At 65.6% G+C, this 17,179-nt stretch carries 13 protein-coding genes and 1 pseudogene; 7 read left to right on the top strand and 7 right to left on the bottom strand.

Annotation, left to right across the window (positions count from 1 at the left end; all coding sequences use genetic code 11):
• Positions 1-23: 23 nt before the first annotated feature.
• Positions 24-1,661, bottom strand: a complete 1,638-nt coding sequence (locus ACWDUD_RS13620; RefSeq protein WP_248673088.1) for a thiamine pyrophosphate-binding protein — start codon at positions 1,659-1,661, stop codon at positions 24-26.
• Positions 1,662-1,691: 30 nt separating this feature from the next.
• On the bottom strand, positions 1,692-2,474 hold the full coding sequence (locus tag ACWDUD_RS13615; protein ID WP_450109653.1) for an SDR family NAD(P)-dependent oxidoreductase: 783 nt from the start codon (positions 2,472-2,474) through the stop codon (positions 1,692-1,694).
• Positions 2,475-2,561: 87 nt separating this feature from the next.
• Between ACWDUD_RS13615 and ACWDUD_RS13610 the strand changes: the two genes are divergently transcribed.
• A complete protein-coding gene (locus tag ACWDUD_RS13610; RefSeq protein WP_248673087.1) occupies positions 2,562-3,461 on the top strand; it encodes an NAD-dependent epimerase/dehydratase family protein in 900 nt (299 codons plus the stop codon).
• A gap of 56 nt (positions 3,462-3,517) precedes the next feature.
• Here the strand turns inward: ACWDUD_RS13610 and ACWDUD_RS13605 are convergent, their stop codons facing one another.
• Both ACWDUD_RS13605 and ACWDUD_RS13600 read right to left on the bottom strand, forming a co-directional pair.
• Positions 3,518-4,273 (bottom strand): SDR family NAD(P)-dependent oxidoreductase, encoded by a 756-nt coding sequence (locus ACWDUD_RS13605; protein ID WP_248673086.1) that lies wholly within the window; start codon positions 4,271-4,273, stop codon positions 3,518-3,520.
• On the bottom strand, positions 4,270-5,664 hold the full coding sequence (locus tag ACWDUD_RS13600) for a phosphotransferase family protein (RefSeq protein ID WP_248673085.1): 1,395 nt from the start codon (positions 5,662-5,664) through the stop codon (positions 4,270-4,272). The genes ACWDUD_RS13605 and ACWDUD_RS13600 overlap by 4 nt, the downstream gene beginning before the upstream one ends.
• A 114-nt stretch (positions 5,665-5,778) precedes the next feature.
• On the opposite strand from ACWDUD_RS13600, the pseudogene ACWDUD_RS13595 reads away from it, so the two are divergent.
• Both ACWDUD_RS13595 and ACWDUD_RS13590 read left to right on the top strand, forming a co-directional pair.
• Positions 5,779-6,267, top strand: a pseudogene (locus ACWDUD_RS13595) (hypothetical protein); the annotation flags it as partial.
• Positions 6,268-6,634: 367 nt separating this feature from the next.
• A complete protein-coding gene (locus tag ACWDUD_RS13590; RefSeq protein WP_450109696.1) occupies positions 6,635-6,859 on the top strand; it encodes a hypothetical protein in 225 nt (74 codons plus the stop codon).
• A gap of 6 nt (positions 6,860-6,865) precedes the next feature.
• On the opposite strand, the gene ACWDUD_RS13585 is transcribed toward ACWDUD_RS13590, so the two are convergent.
• Together ACWDUD_RS13585 and ACWDUD_RS13580 are read right to left on the bottom strand one after the other, a co-directional pair.
• Complete coding sequence (locus ACWDUD_RS13585) at positions 6,866-7,381, bottom strand: acyl-CoA thioesterase (RefSeq protein WP_248673083.1); 516 nt, start codon at positions 7,379-7,381, stop codon at positions 6,866-6,868.
• Between the two features lie 94 nt (positions 7,382-7,475).
• Entirely contained in the window at positions 7,476-8,336 is an 861-nt protein-coding gene (locus ACWDUD_RS13580; RefSeq protein WP_248673082.1) for an NAD-dependent epimerase/dehydratase family protein, read from the bottom strand.
• 278 nt (positions 8,337-8,614) lie between these two features.
• Here ACWDUD_RS13580 and ACWDUD_RS13575 point away from each other — a divergent pair, with 278 nt between their 5' ends.
• The 4 genes from ACWDUD_RS13575 (at position 8,615) to ACWDUD_RS13560 (ending at position 16,830) form a co-directional block, all read left to right on the top strand.
• Positions 8,615-10,120: an AMP-binding protein gene (locus ACWDUD_RS13575; protein WP_282581745.1), complete on the top strand. Its 1,506-nt coding sequence runs from the start codon at positions 8,615-8,617 to the stop codon at positions 10,118-10,120.
• Between the two features lie 384 nt (positions 10,121-10,504).
• Positions 10,505-13,027 (top strand): CaiB/BaiF CoA transferase family protein, encoded by a 2,523-nt coding sequence (locus ACWDUD_RS13570; RefSeq protein ID WP_450109652.1) that lies wholly within the window; start codon positions 10,505-10,507, stop codon positions 13,025-13,027.
• Between the two features lie 408 nt (positions 13,028-13,435).
• Positions 13,436-14,506: a tyrosine-type recombinase/integrase gene (locus ACWDUD_RS13565; protein ID WP_248673079.1), complete on the top strand. Its 1,071-nt coding sequence runs from the start codon at positions 13,436-13,438 to the stop codon at positions 14,504-14,506.
• Positions 14,503-16,830, top strand: a complete 2,328-nt coding sequence (locus tag ACWDUD_RS13560) for a tyrosine-type recombinase/integrase (RefSeq protein ID WP_248673078.1) — start codon at positions 14,503-14,505, stop codon at positions 16,828-16,830. Before ACWDUD_RS13565 ends, ACWDUD_RS13560 begins: the two co-directional genes overlap by 4 nt.
• Here the strand turns inward: ACWDUD_RS13560 and ACWDUD_RS13555 are convergent.
• The coding region (locus ACWDUD_RS13555) for a DesA/ISL3 alpha bundle tail domain-containing protein (protein ID WP_450109651.1) at positions 16,792-17,179 on the bottom strand (388 nt) is incomplete at its 5' end. The two genes, ACWDUD_RS13560 and ACWDUD_RS13555, sit on opposite strands and share 39 nt — an antisense overlap.

Raw genomic sequence — 17,179 nt, 5'->3', positions numbered from 1 at the left:
TCCAGTCTCCCGGTCGGTACACGTCAACGCGCGTGGGTAGCAGCAGCGGCCATCGCCGGTCGTCGCCGGGCGGGATCGGCCTTCACCTCCACGACCAGAGGGTAGGACCCGTCCTCTACCAGCGCCGCAACCTGCGTGAACTCCCCGACATCCCGCACCGTCACCGCGCGCGCACCGAGCGCCCGCGCCGTCTCGGCGAACCCGGGCCAGTCGACCTCCGAGTGCACCGGCGACAGACCCAGGCCTTCCAGCTTGAGATATTCGGCGCCATAGCAGTGATCGTCGAGCACCACCAGCACCAGCGGCAGCCGATGCCGCACCGCCGTGCTCAACTCCACCAACCCCATCATCGCGCCGCCGTCCCCGGCCACACACACCGTCGGCACCTCGCGCCGGCCTGCCGCGACACCCACCGCCGTTGCGATACCCAGCCCGATCGAACCGAACGCGCCGGGCACCGCGAAGCGACCCGGATCGACCCGCAGATATTTCCACGCCGCGAACGAGAATCGCCCGATGTCGGTGACCACCTGCACTCCCGAGGGGAGTATCCCGCCGAGCTGGACCATCGCATCGCGCATATCGACGGTGCCGCCACCGGAAATACTGCGGTAGCCCGTCTCCCCCACCGCGCGCACCGCCGCGGCGAGCTGCGCGACCCGACGACCGGACCGGGCAGAGTCACCCGCCTCCGTCAGCCGCTCGTACAACGCGCGCACCACACCCGCGGCGTCGCCGGAAATCGGCAGATCGACCGGCGCGAACCGCCCGAACGCATTCGACCGATCGTCGACCTGGATGACGAACTTCCCGGCGAGCAGCGCCGTGTTGTCGGTCGTGAACGACGACAGGGAGGCACCGACGGCGAGCACGCAGTCCACCCGGCCGAGCTCCTCGATCGCCACCGCATGCGACAGCGAGCCGTGCACACCGAGGTCCTCCGGCTCCCCGGCGAACAGGTCCTTCGCGAGCAGCGTCGTCATCACCGGCGCGTCGAGTGCCCGCGCCAGAGCCAGAATGTTCTCGCGGGCCCCGGACAGCACCGCGCCGCGGCCGGCGAGGATCAGCGGTCGCGCGCTGCCCAGCAACGCGCCGAGCGCTTCGTCGACCATCTCCGGGTCCGGCGCACCGGGTACCGGCGGTGCGGGCACCGCACGCGGCGACTCGCCTGTCACGGTGACCTCGAGCAGGTCGTAGGGCAGATCGAGCACCAGCGGAACCCGGGTGGCGGTCACCCGCGCCAGCGCACCCGCGATGTCGCACGCGACGGCGTCGGCGTTGCGAACCCGGCGGTACTCGGCACCGGCGAGTCTGGCGAACCCCTCCAGGTCGAAGTCCTGGAAATGATCGCGCACGTCCGGGGTGCTGCCGGTCAGCAACAGCACGGCGCTGCGCGAGCGCACCGCCTCCACCAGCGCGGTCGTGCAGTTCGTCACCGCCGGACCGTGCGTCACCGACGCGACACCCACCCGGCCGGTCATGCGGGCGTAGCCGTCCGCCATCGACACCGCACCGCCTTCGACCGCGGCCGCGATGAACTCGCCGCCGTGGTTTTCGACGAAGTCGCCGAGATACGCGAGGTTGGCGTCCCCCATGAGCCCGAACACGGTACCGATTCCACACTCGGAAAGCGCCTGCGCGGCAAGTTGATAGGTCTTCACAAGGAGCTCCTCCAGGATCGGGATGTGCGGTCAGATGGCGGGACAGAAGCCGCCGTCGACGTGCACGGCCGTGCCCGTCAGGTAACCGGCCCGGGGAGAGAGCAGAAACGCCGCGGTATCACCGAACTCACGGGGCTCGCCCACCCGGCCGAGCGGGATCTTCATCCGGTCGGCGACCGTGGCGAGGTACTCCTCGACGTCGCGGCCCGCCTCGACGGCCGGACGCACAATCTGGCCACTACGGATGATGCCGACGAGTATCGCGACCACCCGAACCCCGTCGGGGCCGAACTCGTTGGCCAGTGCCTTGGTCAGGCTCAGACCCGCCGCGCGCAGCGGGGAACTCGGCATGCCACCACCGGCGCCCGGGGCACGCGCACCGGTGCTGAGCACATTGAGGATCACGCCTTTCGATTCCTTCAGGTACGGTACTGCCGCGCGGCTCGCGCGCACCGCCGCAAGGAACTTCAGGTCGAAATCGTCATACCAGGCCTCGTCGGTGAGCTCCTCGAACCCCCCGCCGGTGTGCACCCCGGCCGAGTTGACCAGCCCGTCGAGCCGGCCCCACCGCGCATGGGTCTGCTCGACGAGTCCGTCGAGGTCGGCGGCGACCGTGACGTCGGCTCGCACCCCCACCGCGGAGCCGCCGCCGAGGGCACACAGGGTCCGTACGGCGTCGTCGAGACGCTCGGCATTGCGACCGCAGATCGTCACGTCGGCGCCCTCCACAACGAGAGCCGCGGCTGTCGCGTATCCGAGGCCGTCGGATCCGCCGGTGACGAGGAAAGCCTTGCCCTGCAGGCCGAGATCCATACGGCTCCTTCATGCATCTACTTAGTAAACTATGTAATCTGGGTTATAATACACTGGGCGGGTTGGCGACAGTCAACGGAGGACACCATGAAGGTTCTGATCTACGGTGCGGGAGGCTTCCTCGGCTCCGCGCTCGTCCGGCGGTTCCTTGCAGGAGGACACACCGTACGAGGCCTGGTCCGCACCAAAGACGCGGCTGCCGCACTCCGTAAGGAGGGCGCCGAGCCCGTGCTCGGCGACCTGCTCTCCGATCCCGCGGGCACCGTCGCACTCGCGATCGACGCAGATGTCGTCGTGTACGCCGCGCAACTTCTCCTGGAACCCGAGCGGCACACCATCGAGGCCCTGATCGATCACCTCGCGGAATCGGGAAAGACGCTGATCTTCACCTCTGGCACAGGAGTGCTCTCACAGCGCACCGACGGCGAGTGGAGCGAAGACACGTTCGCCGAGGACGACGAGTTCGTCCGATCCAAGTACATCGGTGCCCGCGTCGACACCGAGAATCTCGTGCGCGCCGCCGGCGCACGGGGCATCCGGGGCATCGTCGTGCGACCCTCGATGATCTGGGGCCACGGCCGCTCCCCCATGCTCGACGGCTTCCGCACCGCGATCGAGAAGACCGGTTCGGTCTGCTACATCGGTCGCGGACTGAATCTGTACTCGAACGTGCACGTCGACGACGTCGCCGAGATCTACCACCTCGTGGCGGAAAAGGGCGTCACCGGCGCGCTCTACCATGCAGTCTCGGGCGAGACGAATTTCCGCACCCTCGCCGAGGCCCTCGCCCGGCGGCACGGTGTTACGGCCCGGAGCATCGACCTCGCCGAGGGAGTGGACATCTGGGGCACCTTCGCCGCACTGATCGTCTTCTCGACCTGCAGTCGCACGCGCGCACCCCGCACCCGGCGCGAACTTGGCTGGCAGCCCCATCCCGAACGGCTCGATGTAGTCGCCGAGATCGACGTTCCGACGAGTGTGATCTGACGGCCGTCGCACCCGGTCCACAAGGATCGGGTGCGACGCGCGGACAGTGCCGACAGTCAGTGACGCCCGCCGGCGACCACGAGAGTCTCGCCGGTGATGTAGGACGATTCGTCGGACAACAGGAATCGCACGACGGACGCGATCTCCGCCGGCGCCGCACCACGACCCAGCGGGACCGTCCCGACCATCGCGGCGCGCTGCTCTGCCGTCACCGTCTGCGATTGCTCGGTCAGGACAAGACCGGGAGCGACGGCATTGACCCGGATGCCGTGCTTCGCGAACGCGAGGGCGCACCCGCGAGTGAAGTTGTTCAACGCTGCCTTCGTCGCCCCGTACGCGATCGTCGACGCGTTTGCCGAGACACCGCTGATCGACGAAATGTTGACGATTGCACCGCCTCCCGCCGCGATCATCTCGTCCTTGACCGCCCACGTCGTGAGATACGGCCCGCCGGCGTTCGTGCGGAACAGCAGATCCCACCGCCCGGGGGTGAGTTCGTCGACCTCCAGCAATCGCGAGTAGGCAGCATTGTTCACGAGAAACCCGACAGGTCCGCCGAGTTCACGGCGCGCGGTGGCCATGAACTCCGTCACGGATTCCTGATCCGCCACATCGACCTGCACGGCGACGGCCTCTCCGCCGCGGTCGCGGATGCCGACGACCGTAGCGTCCGCCTCGCCGGCCCGGGAACGATATCCCACCGCGACCCGAGCTCCAGCAGCTGCGAGGTTCTCACAGACGGCGCGCCCGATACCCCTGGCGCCACCCGTGACGACGGCGATTCTGCCCTCGACCCCCCGCGCCTCCGTCATCGCTCCAGGGGATCGAAGTGCCGGTCGGCGAGTACACCCATCGCAGGGCGCAGCGCCTGCGTCTCGCCGGCAACCTGGCGCAGGAGAACACCCACCGCGACCCCGAGCGGCACCGAGCCTTCGAGGCACCGTTTCACCAGCTTGGCAGTACCCGCCGCCACGGACGACGGCCTGTACTCGAGCACCGCTTCGAGATCGTCCAAGTCTCGCTGCTCGACAGCCGCCGACACAGAGGATGCCTCACGCAGGTACTTCAGAATCCTCGCCAGGCCCTTGCTGCGCTGGATCACGAACGGATCCTCGCTCCGCGGAACGATGATCTGCCGGATCTGCTCGAGCGCGGCGTCGTAGAGCCAGTCCCGCTCTCCCGGAGTCGACGGCACCGGATCGACGTCGACGATCTCCACACCCACGACGTCGGCCAGGGCCTCGAGGAACAGCCTCCGGTGCAGCAGTCCGTACACGAGACCGTTACCCACCTCGCCCAGCAGGTCGGGCTCCGCGCGCGTGCGGTGCCCGAGGATCACGATGCGCAGTTCGGCGAGCACCCGGTAGTAACGTATCCGGTCGAGATCGACGGTGGTTCCGGCTGCACGTGCGTAGTCGTCGAACCGCTCCATCAGGTCGGTGAACGGTTCCTGTACCGCACGGACCGAGACCCAGGCGAGATCGTCGTGCGGGTCGCCGAGGTGTCCCAGCTCGAGGTCGAGGACGGCGGTGACCTTGCCGTTCTCGTAGAGGAAGTTTCCCGGACCGGTGTCCCCCTGCACGATCGCTACGGGTCCGTCGACGTCCGGCACGTGGCTGCGCACCCAGTCGAGCCCGAGGTCGATCAGTGGATCGCTGGTCCCGGAGTCGCGGTAGATCTCTTCCCACGTGTCGATCTCGCGGTGGACGAGCACCCGCAGATCCGCGCCGGGGTCCTGGTCGGGCAGCCCGAGCCGGTGCGGATCCACCCGGTGCATCTCGGCGAGGATGCGCATGAAATCCGATGCGACGGAGACTCGTTGGCCCTCGTCGTGCAGTCGGGAGAACCACGGCTGCCCAGGGACGAGTCCCGACAGGATCGCCTGTTCGGTCGGATGCACTCCGACCACCTCCGGGACCGGGACCGCGGTGCCGCTCAGCGCCCGGAAGAATGCCGCCTCGCGGTGCAAGGTGAAATTGTCACCCTTCTCCACGGGGTCGAGACGGTCGTAGCGCAGGAACAGAGGGCGGACCACGCCGTCCTCACCCCGCACCTCCACCACCCACGCTTCCCTCCGGCCGCCACCCGGGCGCCGGTCGGCCGAAACCACGGTGCCGTTCGCCGTCTCGCCGATCCATTTCACGAGATCGCGGGAAAGGTTGCTCGCTTCAAGATCGGTCGTGCTCTGTGTCGCAGTCGCCATCACTTCGTCCTGACCTCGGGCGGTCACGTATACCGCACCCCCCAACTATGGTACAGATCACTTATATCACTTAGTTCTCTTTCCGCAAGATCACATCGATCCCGGAGCGTGCCCATGACCTCGAACACCGTCGCCGACGCACCATTCCTCCCCGAAGACGACACCTACCACCGACTCAGCGACGACCCCTACGAAACCGAAACGACGTGGTGGTCGTTCAACGTGCCCGAACGCCGGATCGGCGGGTGGCTCCACGCCGCGCATCTGCCCAACCAGGGCACCGTCAGGTGGCGTGTGTTCGCGTGGAACCCGCGCGGAGCCGACCCCGGACGCCTCGCGTACTTCCGCAACTCGGGGCCGGCTCCGATGATCGACAATCCCGACCTCCGCGACATCACTTTCCCTGCGGGCGGTTTCAGCGTCAAAGCCCTGAAGCCGACCATGGACTACCACATCGCCTACTCCGATCCGGCAGCAAAGTTCGCCATCGAGTTCGAACACCGCAGCGCGCACCCGGCGCAGCGGTTCACACCCGGTGAGGCGCCCGCGATGTTCAATCCCCACTTCGATCAACTCGGTCACCTCACCGGCGAACTCGTACTCGACGGCGAGCGCATCGAGATCGACTGTCACTCCGTCCGGGACCGTACGTGGGGTCCGCGCGGCGGCGCGCACCTGCAGAGTCGCAAGCCCGAACATCTGCGTGGCCAATACACGGTTCGCGAACCCGGTGGACCGTCGTGGCGGCAGGTCGAGCGGCAACGCGGCCGCGGCCGCATCCAGTACATCTTCGGCCACGCCGGCGCCGAGACCGGTTTCCTGAGCTTTGTTCGTCCCCAGGACGGCGACGCCGCAGGATTCTCGCCGCTCAATGTCGGCTGGCTGTTGAAGGATGGACGGTTCGAGCGTCTCGACAAGACACGTAGCCGCATGCGGAACTATCGCGACCCCCGTACCGTGGAGCGCTCACATGGAGGTGCAGCTCGTCGACGTCACGGGTCGCACCATGGATGCCGAGGGTTTCGCCGTGAGCCACATGTGCGAACACGGCACCGGCGCCAACGCGCTGATGCGCTGGGATTTCGACGGGAAGATCGGCTGGGGTGAAGATCAGGACGGGTGGAAGCCCGACCACTTGGCCGAGCTCATGCGTGCCCTGCGCGATACGGGCCGGACAGGGCACGCACGCCGGTAGGGAACCTCAGTGGGATGGTGAACTGTGCCCGATCTGTAGGTTGCGCAGCATTTTTCGAGCGAAGTCCGGTATCGGAACAGGGCCGCCGTCACCGACCGCGACAAGTACGGTGTCGCAAACACTGATGCACACTCCGTCACGAAAGAGTGCCGAGGACGCCACGAACGAGGTTCGGCCGATCCGGCCGACGCCGACGCCGGTGTCGATGACGGCGGGCCAATGCGCTTCGGCAAGGAAATGGACGGCGTTCTGGGACGTGACCAACCGCAGTGGACGCATTCCCGAGTCGTACACACCTGGGAAGACCTGCGCATTCAAAACCGCACGAGCATCCTCGTGCATCGATTCCAGGGCGAGATTGTTCAGGTGTGCATTTGCATCCATGTCGGCGTAGCGAGCCTGCACCTTCCCGACAAGGGGATACAGGTCGGGGCGCGAACGGGCCGGATGCGGCCGACCGGTGGTTTCCACCAGCGCATCAACGGATTCGACGCTACTGCTCATGGTCTTGCCTTCTTTCATCTCGCCGTGATCGGAAATCAATAATGTTGCCTGGTAGGCAGCGCCGTGAGCGGTTCACCGCCGGCCGGCGGCCGTCCGGACCGGGTCCACGGGGTCATCGCCTATTCCGTTGCCAACCGAATTGCGGTTCGTATCCCAACACCCGGCGAGCCTTGTCGATGCATAGAAGCGTCTCGTTCTCATGGAAGACGCGGCGGGTCGGCACACCCGGAAACTGCTCGGCGACAAGGTCGGTGGTCGACCTGGACATCACCGTGTCGGCGTTTGCGATCACGAAGGTGTCGAGGCCCGTGTTATCCCGCTCGAGCGCTTTGCGCACCGCCTGCGCGCCGTCGCGACTATCGATGTACGCCCACAAGTTCCAACGCCTCAGCGTTGGATCGGTGTCGTATTCCGGGAACCGCTCGTAGTCGCCCTCATCCAGAACGTTCGAGAACCGTAGAGCGGTCAGCGACAAGTCCGGATTCCACCGAGCCAACTCGGTTGCCATAGTCTCCTCGAGATGCTTCGCGAGTGAATACGACGATTCCGGGCGCGCTGGATAATTCTCGTCCACCGGAAGGTACGGCGGTGGTGTAGTGAACGGGATGCCGAGCAACGTCTCGCTCGACGCCCACACCACCTTCTTCACCCCGGCGCGGATCGCGGCCGTGAAGACATTGTAGGTGGTCATCAGGTTATTCTCGAAAGTCTCCGAGTCGGTAGCCAACCCGGGCCCGGGAATAGCAGCCAGGTGGACGACCGCGTCCACTCGGCGATATCTGCTGTCCACGGACGACATCGCGTCGGTGGCCTGACCGAGATCACGCAAGTCGGCGATCACGGTCGGAGCAGAGGAATCTGTGGGCCGGATGCGATCGATGCTCGTCACCTTCCAGCCGTGACGCTGCAAATCTGCCACCACCGCACGGCCCAACTTCCCACTGCCACCCGTTACCACCACCCGCCCCGTCATGTCGCTCCTGTCATCGCAGTCCGTTGATATCTTGTATCACCTAGTAATCTACCGCTCTCCTACGTGCCATCATGTCCCCGAAGCAGCGGTCACGTCGAATCGCGATGAGCGGTCGAGGATGCCGCACCGACCATTCCTTCCCGGCTATGCACGCAGCGGAGAGAAGAGAGCAATACTGTCGAGTGCTTAGGTTGCCCGAACCTGCGACGCGAACCCAGGTTGCCCGGCAACGACGTTGAGGAAAGGAACAGCAAGTGTCCGCATCACCCCTCGTCGCCATGGCCACCGACCCCGCCTCGGTACTGCCGGTCCAGCTACGCTCGCGCGCCCGATCGGAACCCGATCGACCGTTTCTGCTGGAAGTGACGGGCGGTAGCGCCACCTACGGCGCGACATGGGACGGCGTATGCAAGTGGGCCGAGCAGCTGAGAAGCCTCGGTGTCGGGCCCGGCTCCCACGTCGCGACCTGGCTGCCACCTTCGATCGATGCCGCGATGGTGTGGATCGCCCTCGGTTGCCTGGGTGCGGTGGAGATACCGGTCAACCCCGATCTGAACGGCGCATTCCTCGAGCATGTCCTCGACGATGCCGCGCCGATGCTGTGCCTGGCGCGACCAGAATTCGTCGACCGCATTCGAGACACCCGACCCGCCTTACCGGTTCGGGCTGTCGAGCGTGGCGCGTGGGAAACACTGGCTGCGGCCACCACCGAAATCCAGGTACTGCCGAGACCGAGCGACATCGCGTGCGTGATCTACACCTCCGGCAGCACAGGTCCGGCCAAGGGAGTGGTGCTGGATTGGGCGCAGTTCGCCACCACCATCGACCGGATTCCCCTCGGCCCGGACGATGTGACCTACGATTGCCACCCGATGTTTCATGTGACCGGAAGAAGCCCCTTGGTCACCATGTGCAACACAGGTGGCAGAGTCGTTTTCCGCGAGAAGTTCTCGGCCAAGGCCACGATGGATGACGTGCGTAGGTTCGGATGCACCACGGGCACCTTCCTCAGTTCTCTCCTGCTGGCCTTGCCGCCGCGGGCCGACGACGCCGACAACCCACTGGAGGCCGTGTTCGCCGGACACAATGTCGCTCTCGCTGCGGAATTCGCGAAGCGATTCGCCGTGAGGTGTTACGACCTCTACGGTTCCACCGAAGTCGGCTTCCCGCTCGTCCTGAGCGACCCGCCCGATCTCGAGCACACGTGGTGCGGACGCGTCCGCGACGGCTATCGGGCACAGGTGGTGGACGAGGAGGGGCACCCCGTCGCCGACGGCGAACCGGGCGAGCTCTGGATCCGGCCCGACGACCGACTCATAATCATGGTCGGTTACCTCAACCAACCGGAGGCGACCGCACGTGCCCTGGACGGCGGCTGGTATCACACGGGCGATGTCGTCATTCGCCATCCCGACGGCAACTTCGAGTTTCTGCATCGGGCCGGGGACACGATTCGACGGATGGGCGAGAACATTTCGACCACCGCCGTCGAGGCAGTGATCGACGAGCACCCGCAGCTTTCCGGATGCGCGGTACTTGGAGTTCCCGATTCCATTGCAGGACAAGAGGTTTTGATCGCCGCGGAGGTCGTCGCGAACTCCACACTGGACGAGCCTGCGCTCTACGAGTGGCTGACAAGTCGCCTACCCAAGCACAGCCTGCCGAAGTACCTCACCCTGACCGACGCGTTGCCACGCACCCCGACCAACAAGGTTCTCAAGAGCGGACTGCTCGGCGCCATCGACCTGACCGGCGCGTGGAGCCCTCCGAGCCGGCGACGCTGACTCGCAGGACTCAGCAGCGCCAGCACTCCCGCGGATCGGCCAATACACGTCGCAGACCCTGGCGATGCGTGTCCTGCCGGACCGTCTGATGATCGGACCGGCTCCGGCCGAGCTCTTTCGCGCCTTCGCGCCGGCGTGGCAGCCGCGCGGTCCCGAACTCGGCAAGCACCGGGTGTCGCCGACGTGCCACAGAAGGGGCGGCACATACCGAAGAGAACCAAGTAACATAAGTGGCCTGTAGAATACCTGGTAGACCGCGGTATACGTGACCCCAGAGGGAGTGCGAAGCGGTGGCCACTGCGACCGAGAGCGCAGACGAACTCGACGCGAACAGCCTTTCCCTCAATCTCACGTACGCGTGCGGGCGATCCGGCGAGCGGCACTGTGACACTACACATAGTTCACTTAGTTAGTTATAAGGTTCTCACCTACCTCGTTCGCCGACCCCTCCTCGAAAGGTCCCCTGTGAACGCCACCGATCCCCGATCCTCCTCACCCCTCAATGGTCTGAGCGTGATCGATCTGTCGACCACCACTCCCGGCGCATACGCGAGCGTGTTTCTCGCCGACGCGGGTGCCGACGTCCTCATGGTCGAGCCGCCGACAGGCAGCCCCTTGCGCGAAGTTGCCGGTTGGCCTGCTCTCGCCCGTGGCAAGAAGAGCGTCGTATTAGACCTGCATACCGATGACGGCCGTGCTCGATTGGAAGACCTGCTCCGCAGCGCAGATGTCCTCGTCACGACGTCTCGGCCCGCGGCGCTCGAACGCCTGGGGCTCGGGCCCGCACGTCTCGGCGACTTGAACCCGCGACTGGTCAGCGCCTCGATCACCGGCTGGGGCAGCACCGGACCGTGGGCGAACGACAAGGGATACGAAGCACTTGTCCTCGCCCGGATGGGTGTCTTCCACGGAAAGGCCCGGATGACACCGCGTCCAGGTCCTGCATTCCTGGCCACCCCGTGGCCCTCGTGGGGTGCCGCACACACCGCAGTACACGGCATCCTCACAGCGTTGTACGAACGCGAGAGCAGCGGTATCGGCCAGCACGTCGAGGCGGATCTGCTTCGGGGCACCGCTTCGATGGATCCATACAACTGGTTCTTCGAACTCGTCTGCAGGCGCTGGCCCGAGGCGTACCAGCCCCGGTACGCATTCGACGACGAAGGCCGACCCAGTGCTCCACTGATCTATCCGCTGCTCGTTGCACAGACGAAGGATGATCATTGGCTCCAATTCGCACAGACGGAACCACGGCTCTTCCACGCGATGATGACCGAATTCGGACTCGCCCATGTCTTCACCGATCCCTACTGGCAGGGAATTCCATTGTTCGAAGACGTCGAGCGTCGGGTCGAACTGTGGGAGCTGATGCTCGAAAAGGTACGGGAGCGCACCCTCGCCGAGTGGCAGGACGTGTTCGACAAGAACCCGAACGTCACAGCAGAGATCCTCAATACTCCAGAATCGGCACTCGATCATCCGCAACTCGTTCACGACGGTCGTGTGGTGGTTGTCGACGACCCCGAGCTTGGAGCAGTTCGGCAACCGTCAACTCTCGTCCACGTCGACGGAGCACCGCTGACAGAACTTCGACCCGCGCCCCGCCTCGGTGACACAGAACCGTCACTCGACGCCATGGTGTCCGTCCCGTCAGTTCGCGAAAGCAACGCTGCTGGTTCGGCACTTCCACTCGCCGACGTCACCGTCCTCGAACTCGGTTCGATGTTTGCAGCTCCCTACGGAGCGACCCTGTTGACAGACCTCGGCGCCCGCGTCATCAAAATCGAGCCTCTCGCGGGTGACACGATACGGTCACTCATGGCGTTCCCCGAAGCCGGCGGCGCCAAGGTTCTCCAAGGCAAGGAATCTGTCGCTCTCGACATCAACACACCCGAGGGCCTCTCGATCGTTCATGACCTCGCGAAGAAGTGCGACCTGGTCCTGCAGAGCTATCGTGCGGGGGCGGCCGAACGGATCGGAGTAGACGCAGCAACCCTGCGCGCGCTCAATCCTGATCTGATCTACCTCAACGCCCCGGGATACGGTACCGACGGACCGTTCGGGAAGAGCCCCGCCTATGCACCGTCCATCGGTGCCGCGAGCGGGTTGGCCATCAGCGATCTCGGACGGAACGATCTCATCGGCTCCAACCTCGACGAAATCAAGCGCTTTGTCCCACTCTTCCAAGCCGCAGGCGCGAGTCCCTCGGTTCAGGCCGACGGCGTCGCTGCCCTCGGCGTCGCTTCAGCGCTTCTTCTCGGGTTGCTGGCCCGCAAGCGGGGACGTCCAGTCGGCGAGATGACCACAACGATGCTGGCGAGCGCAACCCACGTGTTGATGGATCGCAACATCGACTACGCCGGCAAACCCACAACACCGGCTGCCGGTCCTGACCTGTACGGACTCGACGCCCTCTACCGTCTTTACGAGACGAACGACGGCTGGATCTTCCTTGCCGCTCCGCAGGAGTCCGAATGGGCAGTTCTCGTCGATGCGATGAAGTCGTATGTGGATCTGGACCAGCACGAGTATGCGACGGCGGAACTCCGCCGGGCCAACGACGCGGGCCTGACCGAAGCGCTCGCCGAGGTTCTCCGCACCCGATCGAAGTCGGAGTGGGAGAAAGAACTTACCTCAGCCGATGTCGGATGCGTTGCCGTGACAGAGAAGACCCCGGAGGCACACCTTCAGGAGGATAAGTACTTCGATGCCGGATACACGGTGATCGCGGACAGTCCGATCTTCGACGAGCATCGCCGGCTCGCACCGCTCACGCGGTTCTCACGCTCGGCGGTGAAGGCGGATGCCGGTTGCACGATCGGAGAACACACAGATTCCGTCCTGGCCGAGATCGGACTGTCCACCGAGCGGATCGCGGAACTACGGAGCAAGAACATCGTGGCCTGACCGCAACGAAGACCGAACGCGCACCGCGACCTGATATTGCACAGGGGGGTGGGTTCCACGGGAGCCCACCCCCGTGTCGTGGCGTTCATGGGTATGCCTTGTTTCGACCGAGTTCAGATTGACGAGAACAGAGCAATGAGCGATCGATCCATGACCGATACCACATCTGTCAGCGGTCATGTAATTCCCCAGGTTGAGGGGTTGGTCCGTCACGTAATTGGATCTGTCGCACTTTCCGTGAAGTCGCTGCCACGCTTCGCTATTCGAGGTGGATGACGCGTTTGCGGAGCAGGTCGAGGTTGGCTCGCCCGTACATCTGCCGTTTGAGCATCTTAGAAGTTACGTGGAATCTGGCCCGCGGAGATGATCATGTCTCCTCGGTGTCGACCACGGAACTGAGGAGACGGCTTGAACGGCACGGTGGTGTTGGAGGAGAAGTGGCCGGTGCTGGGCCGGCATGCGCAGGCGGCCGGGTGGCTGCGGGTATGGACCGATCTCGGGAGGGCGCCGCGGACGATCGACGCCTACGCCCGGGGGCTCGCCGAGTACCTGGAATTGTGCGAACGGGAGGGCGTCGACCCGCTCACGGCGAGTAAGGCGCATGTCGGGATCTATGTGCGGGAGTTGACCGAACGGCCAAGTCGTCGCGGCGCGAACGTGGTCTCGATCGACTCCGGCTCCGGCCTGGCGAATGCCACCATTCAACAACGTCTCGTGTCGGTGCGGTTGTTCTACGACCACCTCATGGAGGAGGGCCTGCGCGAGTCCAATCCCGTTGGCCGGGGCCGTTTCACGCCAGGTCAACGCGGTGGCGGGCACCAGCGCGGGTTGGTGCCCCGATTGACGAAGCTGCCCTGGATTCCCACCGAGGAGCAGTGGGTGGACATCTTGGCCGTCGCCGCCGCGGAACCGGTCCGCAACCGGGTGATGCTTGCCCTGGCCTACGATGCCGCGCTGCGCCGTGAGGAGCTGTGCTCGCTCCGCACCGACGATGTCGACCCCGCCCACCGCACCCTGCGGATCCGAGCGGAGACGACGAAGAACCGGCTCGAGCGGGTCGTGCCGTATTCGGCCGCGACCGGTGTGTTGCTGTCGGACTATCTGACGCACCGGGCGAGCCTGAGCAGAGCCCGCGGACCGCTGTTCCTGTCGGAGTCCCACCGCAATCACGCCCAACCGCTGACCCTGTGGACGTGGTCGAAGGTGGTGCGACGCATCGCCCTGGCCGCCGATGTTCCGCGGTTGTCCACGCACACCACCCGGCACCTGTGTCTGACCGATCTGGCCCGGATGGGCAGGGAGCTGCACACGATTGCGGCCTTCGCCGGTCATCGCCACACGGACTCGACGCTGCGATACATCCACCTGTCGGGGCGGGACCTGGCCGACAAGCTCGGCCGCGGCATGGACCACATTCATGCCTGGCGGATTTCGATGCTCACCGGCATGGATGCCGCGACGGCGGGAGCGCCGCGGTGACCGCGCCCCTGCCGGGGACACCCGAACCTGGATCCGAATCACGTTGGTGCTCACCGCTCGTCGCGTATGGATTCGACACCACACTCGAGGTCCGAGACGATGAGGTGCGGGCCATCGACGAACTCGGCGTGCGCAACCTGCGGCGACTGCACGATCACGATCCGCACGCGCCGGGATGGCTCCTGATCGAACGACTGCTGCGACCGCTGGAGGCAGTCAACGCAGGACTGGATTCACCTGCCACCGCGCATCGACGGCGAACCATGGCCGATGCGGTCGCGGTGCTGCTGGTGCGATGCGCCGAGATGGAGCAGACCTTCTGGGGCTGGAGCACGCAGGAATGGGTCGAACTGCTCGGCCGCGATCAGGCCGAGTTCCGCCGGAACGCACCCGCCTGGGCCGGCGACGAGGTCCGCCCCTACCTCGCCGCGCACGCCTACCTGCTGGGCTCGTTCACCGAGTTCCATCGGCTCGGCAGCTTCCAGCGCTTGACCTTGTCCTGGCGGATCTTCGGGCGCGACCGAGTCAACGGCGAAATCGGCCGGCTCCGTGCAGTTCTCGCCGTGTGGGGCTACCGCCTTGGCCGCGAAGGCGACACGCTGCTACCGATGGTGCTCAGCCAGCTGTTCCTGCTCAACCGCAGCCCACACATCGAGGACCTCGGCACCGACCTGTTCGATCGGATCCGCCGTGACCGTCTGCTCGGCGGTGCCCGGCTCAACACGGTCCATGCCGTGCAGCGGGCCGTGAATGCCCTGGGATTCTGTGACCCTCCACCACGCAGCCACGATCGTCGCTCGGCTCGAGCGGTCGGCGGTCCGCAGGTCTGGCAGCAGTGGGTCGACCGCTGGTACGCGACCTCGACATTGACGCCGCGGGCACGCGGCAACGTCCGGTCCCGCCTGGTCAAGGTCGGCCGCTGGATCGCAGCCGAGCATCCCGACGCCGCAGATCCGGCGGCGTGGACGAGGCAGACGTGTGCGGCCTGGGTCGCCGCAGTGGACCGGATGAATGTCGGCGACTACGTGCACCGCACCACCGGACTCGACGAACGCGTTGGTAAGCCGCTGCAGGCCTCGACCAAAGATGGTCACCTGTCGTCGATCCGAAGGTTCTTTTCCGACTGTCAGGAATGGGAGTGGCTGCCGCGTCGTTTCGATCCGGGGCGGGCGCTGGCCACTCCGCGCAGCATCACCGCCCTCCTCGGCCCGAACCCGAGGGTGATCGCCGACGACATCTGGGCCAAGCTGCTGTGGGCGGGACTGAACTTGTCGCAGGCCGATCTCCCCGAGACGAGATCCGGTCACTTCTACCCGTTCGAACTGGTCCACGCGATCACCCTGACCTGGCTGTTCTCCGGACTACGCAGCGACGAGATCGCCCGCCTGCGGGTCGGCTGCATCCGTTGGCAACATGACGACACCCCCATCGACGGCGACTCCGATCAGATTCTTGCCCGCGATGCGGTCTGCCTGCTCGATGTTCCGGCGCACAAGACCGGCACCGCGTTCACCAAGCCTGTCGACCCGATCCTCGGCCAGGCCCTCGACACGTGGCAGGCGATGCGCCCCTCCCAACCGCAGTTTCACGACCGCCGCAGCGGCGAGCGAGTCGACGTACTGTTCGCCTTCCGCGCCCGCCGAATCTCTTCGTCTTACATCAACAACACGGTCATCCCGCTGCTCTGCCATAAGGCGGGTGTCCCGACCGCCGACGTCCGCGGGAATATCACCAGCCACCGGGCCCGATCCACGATCGCCAGCCAGCTCTACAACGCCAAAGAGCCCATGACCCTGTTCGAGCTGCAGGCCTGGCTCGGCCACCGCTCTCCACAATCGACGCAGTACTACGCGAAGATCACCCCGACCGCGCTGACACGGGCCTACACCGACGCTGGCTACTTCTCCCGCAACGTCCGCACCATCGAGGTCCTCATCGACCGCGACGCCGTCACCTCCAACACAGTCGGAGATGAAACACCATGGCAGTACTACGATCTCGGGCACGGATACTGCACCTACACTTTCTTCGAGCAATGCCCGCACAGGATGGCCTGCGCCCGCTGCGACTTCTACGCACCCAAGGCATCCGGCAAAGCTCAGCTGCTCGAAGCCAAGGACAACCTGCAGCGCATGCTCGTCGCGATCCCACTCAGCGACGACGAACGCGCCGCCGTCGACGACGGCCAGCGCGCCCTCGACAACCTCCTGGAGCGGCTGGTCGACGTTCCGACGCCGACCGGTACGACGCCACGAGACATCGGTGTTCCAGCGACCGCCACACTGCTACCGATCACCTCGGTCAACCAGCCCACACGCAAATGAACTTGACACACCCAGATTCCACATAATGATCCGGTTCACATGGCCTTCGACCGGCCCGGAGTTGTGTTCGAGGGTCAGTCCGGCGGTGACGGCATCGAGGTCACGGCGCAGACCCGCGGCGAAGGACCGCAGGGCCGGTGATCCGGTGGCGTCGATGCCGTTCATCCAGTCGGCGAGTTCGCGTCCGCGCCGCTCTGTCATGAGCTGCGCGAAGCCGCGCACGTGCTCGCGCAGGGCGGTCAACGCCGGACTGTGTTCGAGGATGTCGGTGAGGCGGCCGCTGTCGGCGTCGGTGAGGCGGTCGGGTCGGCAGGTCAGCCATCCGGTGACCTGCCGGACGGACGGTGCC

Source organism: Rhodococcus sp. NPDC003382 (genome assembly GCF_053589135.1).
This window is presented reverse-complemented; position numbering and strand designations above follow the sequence as displayed.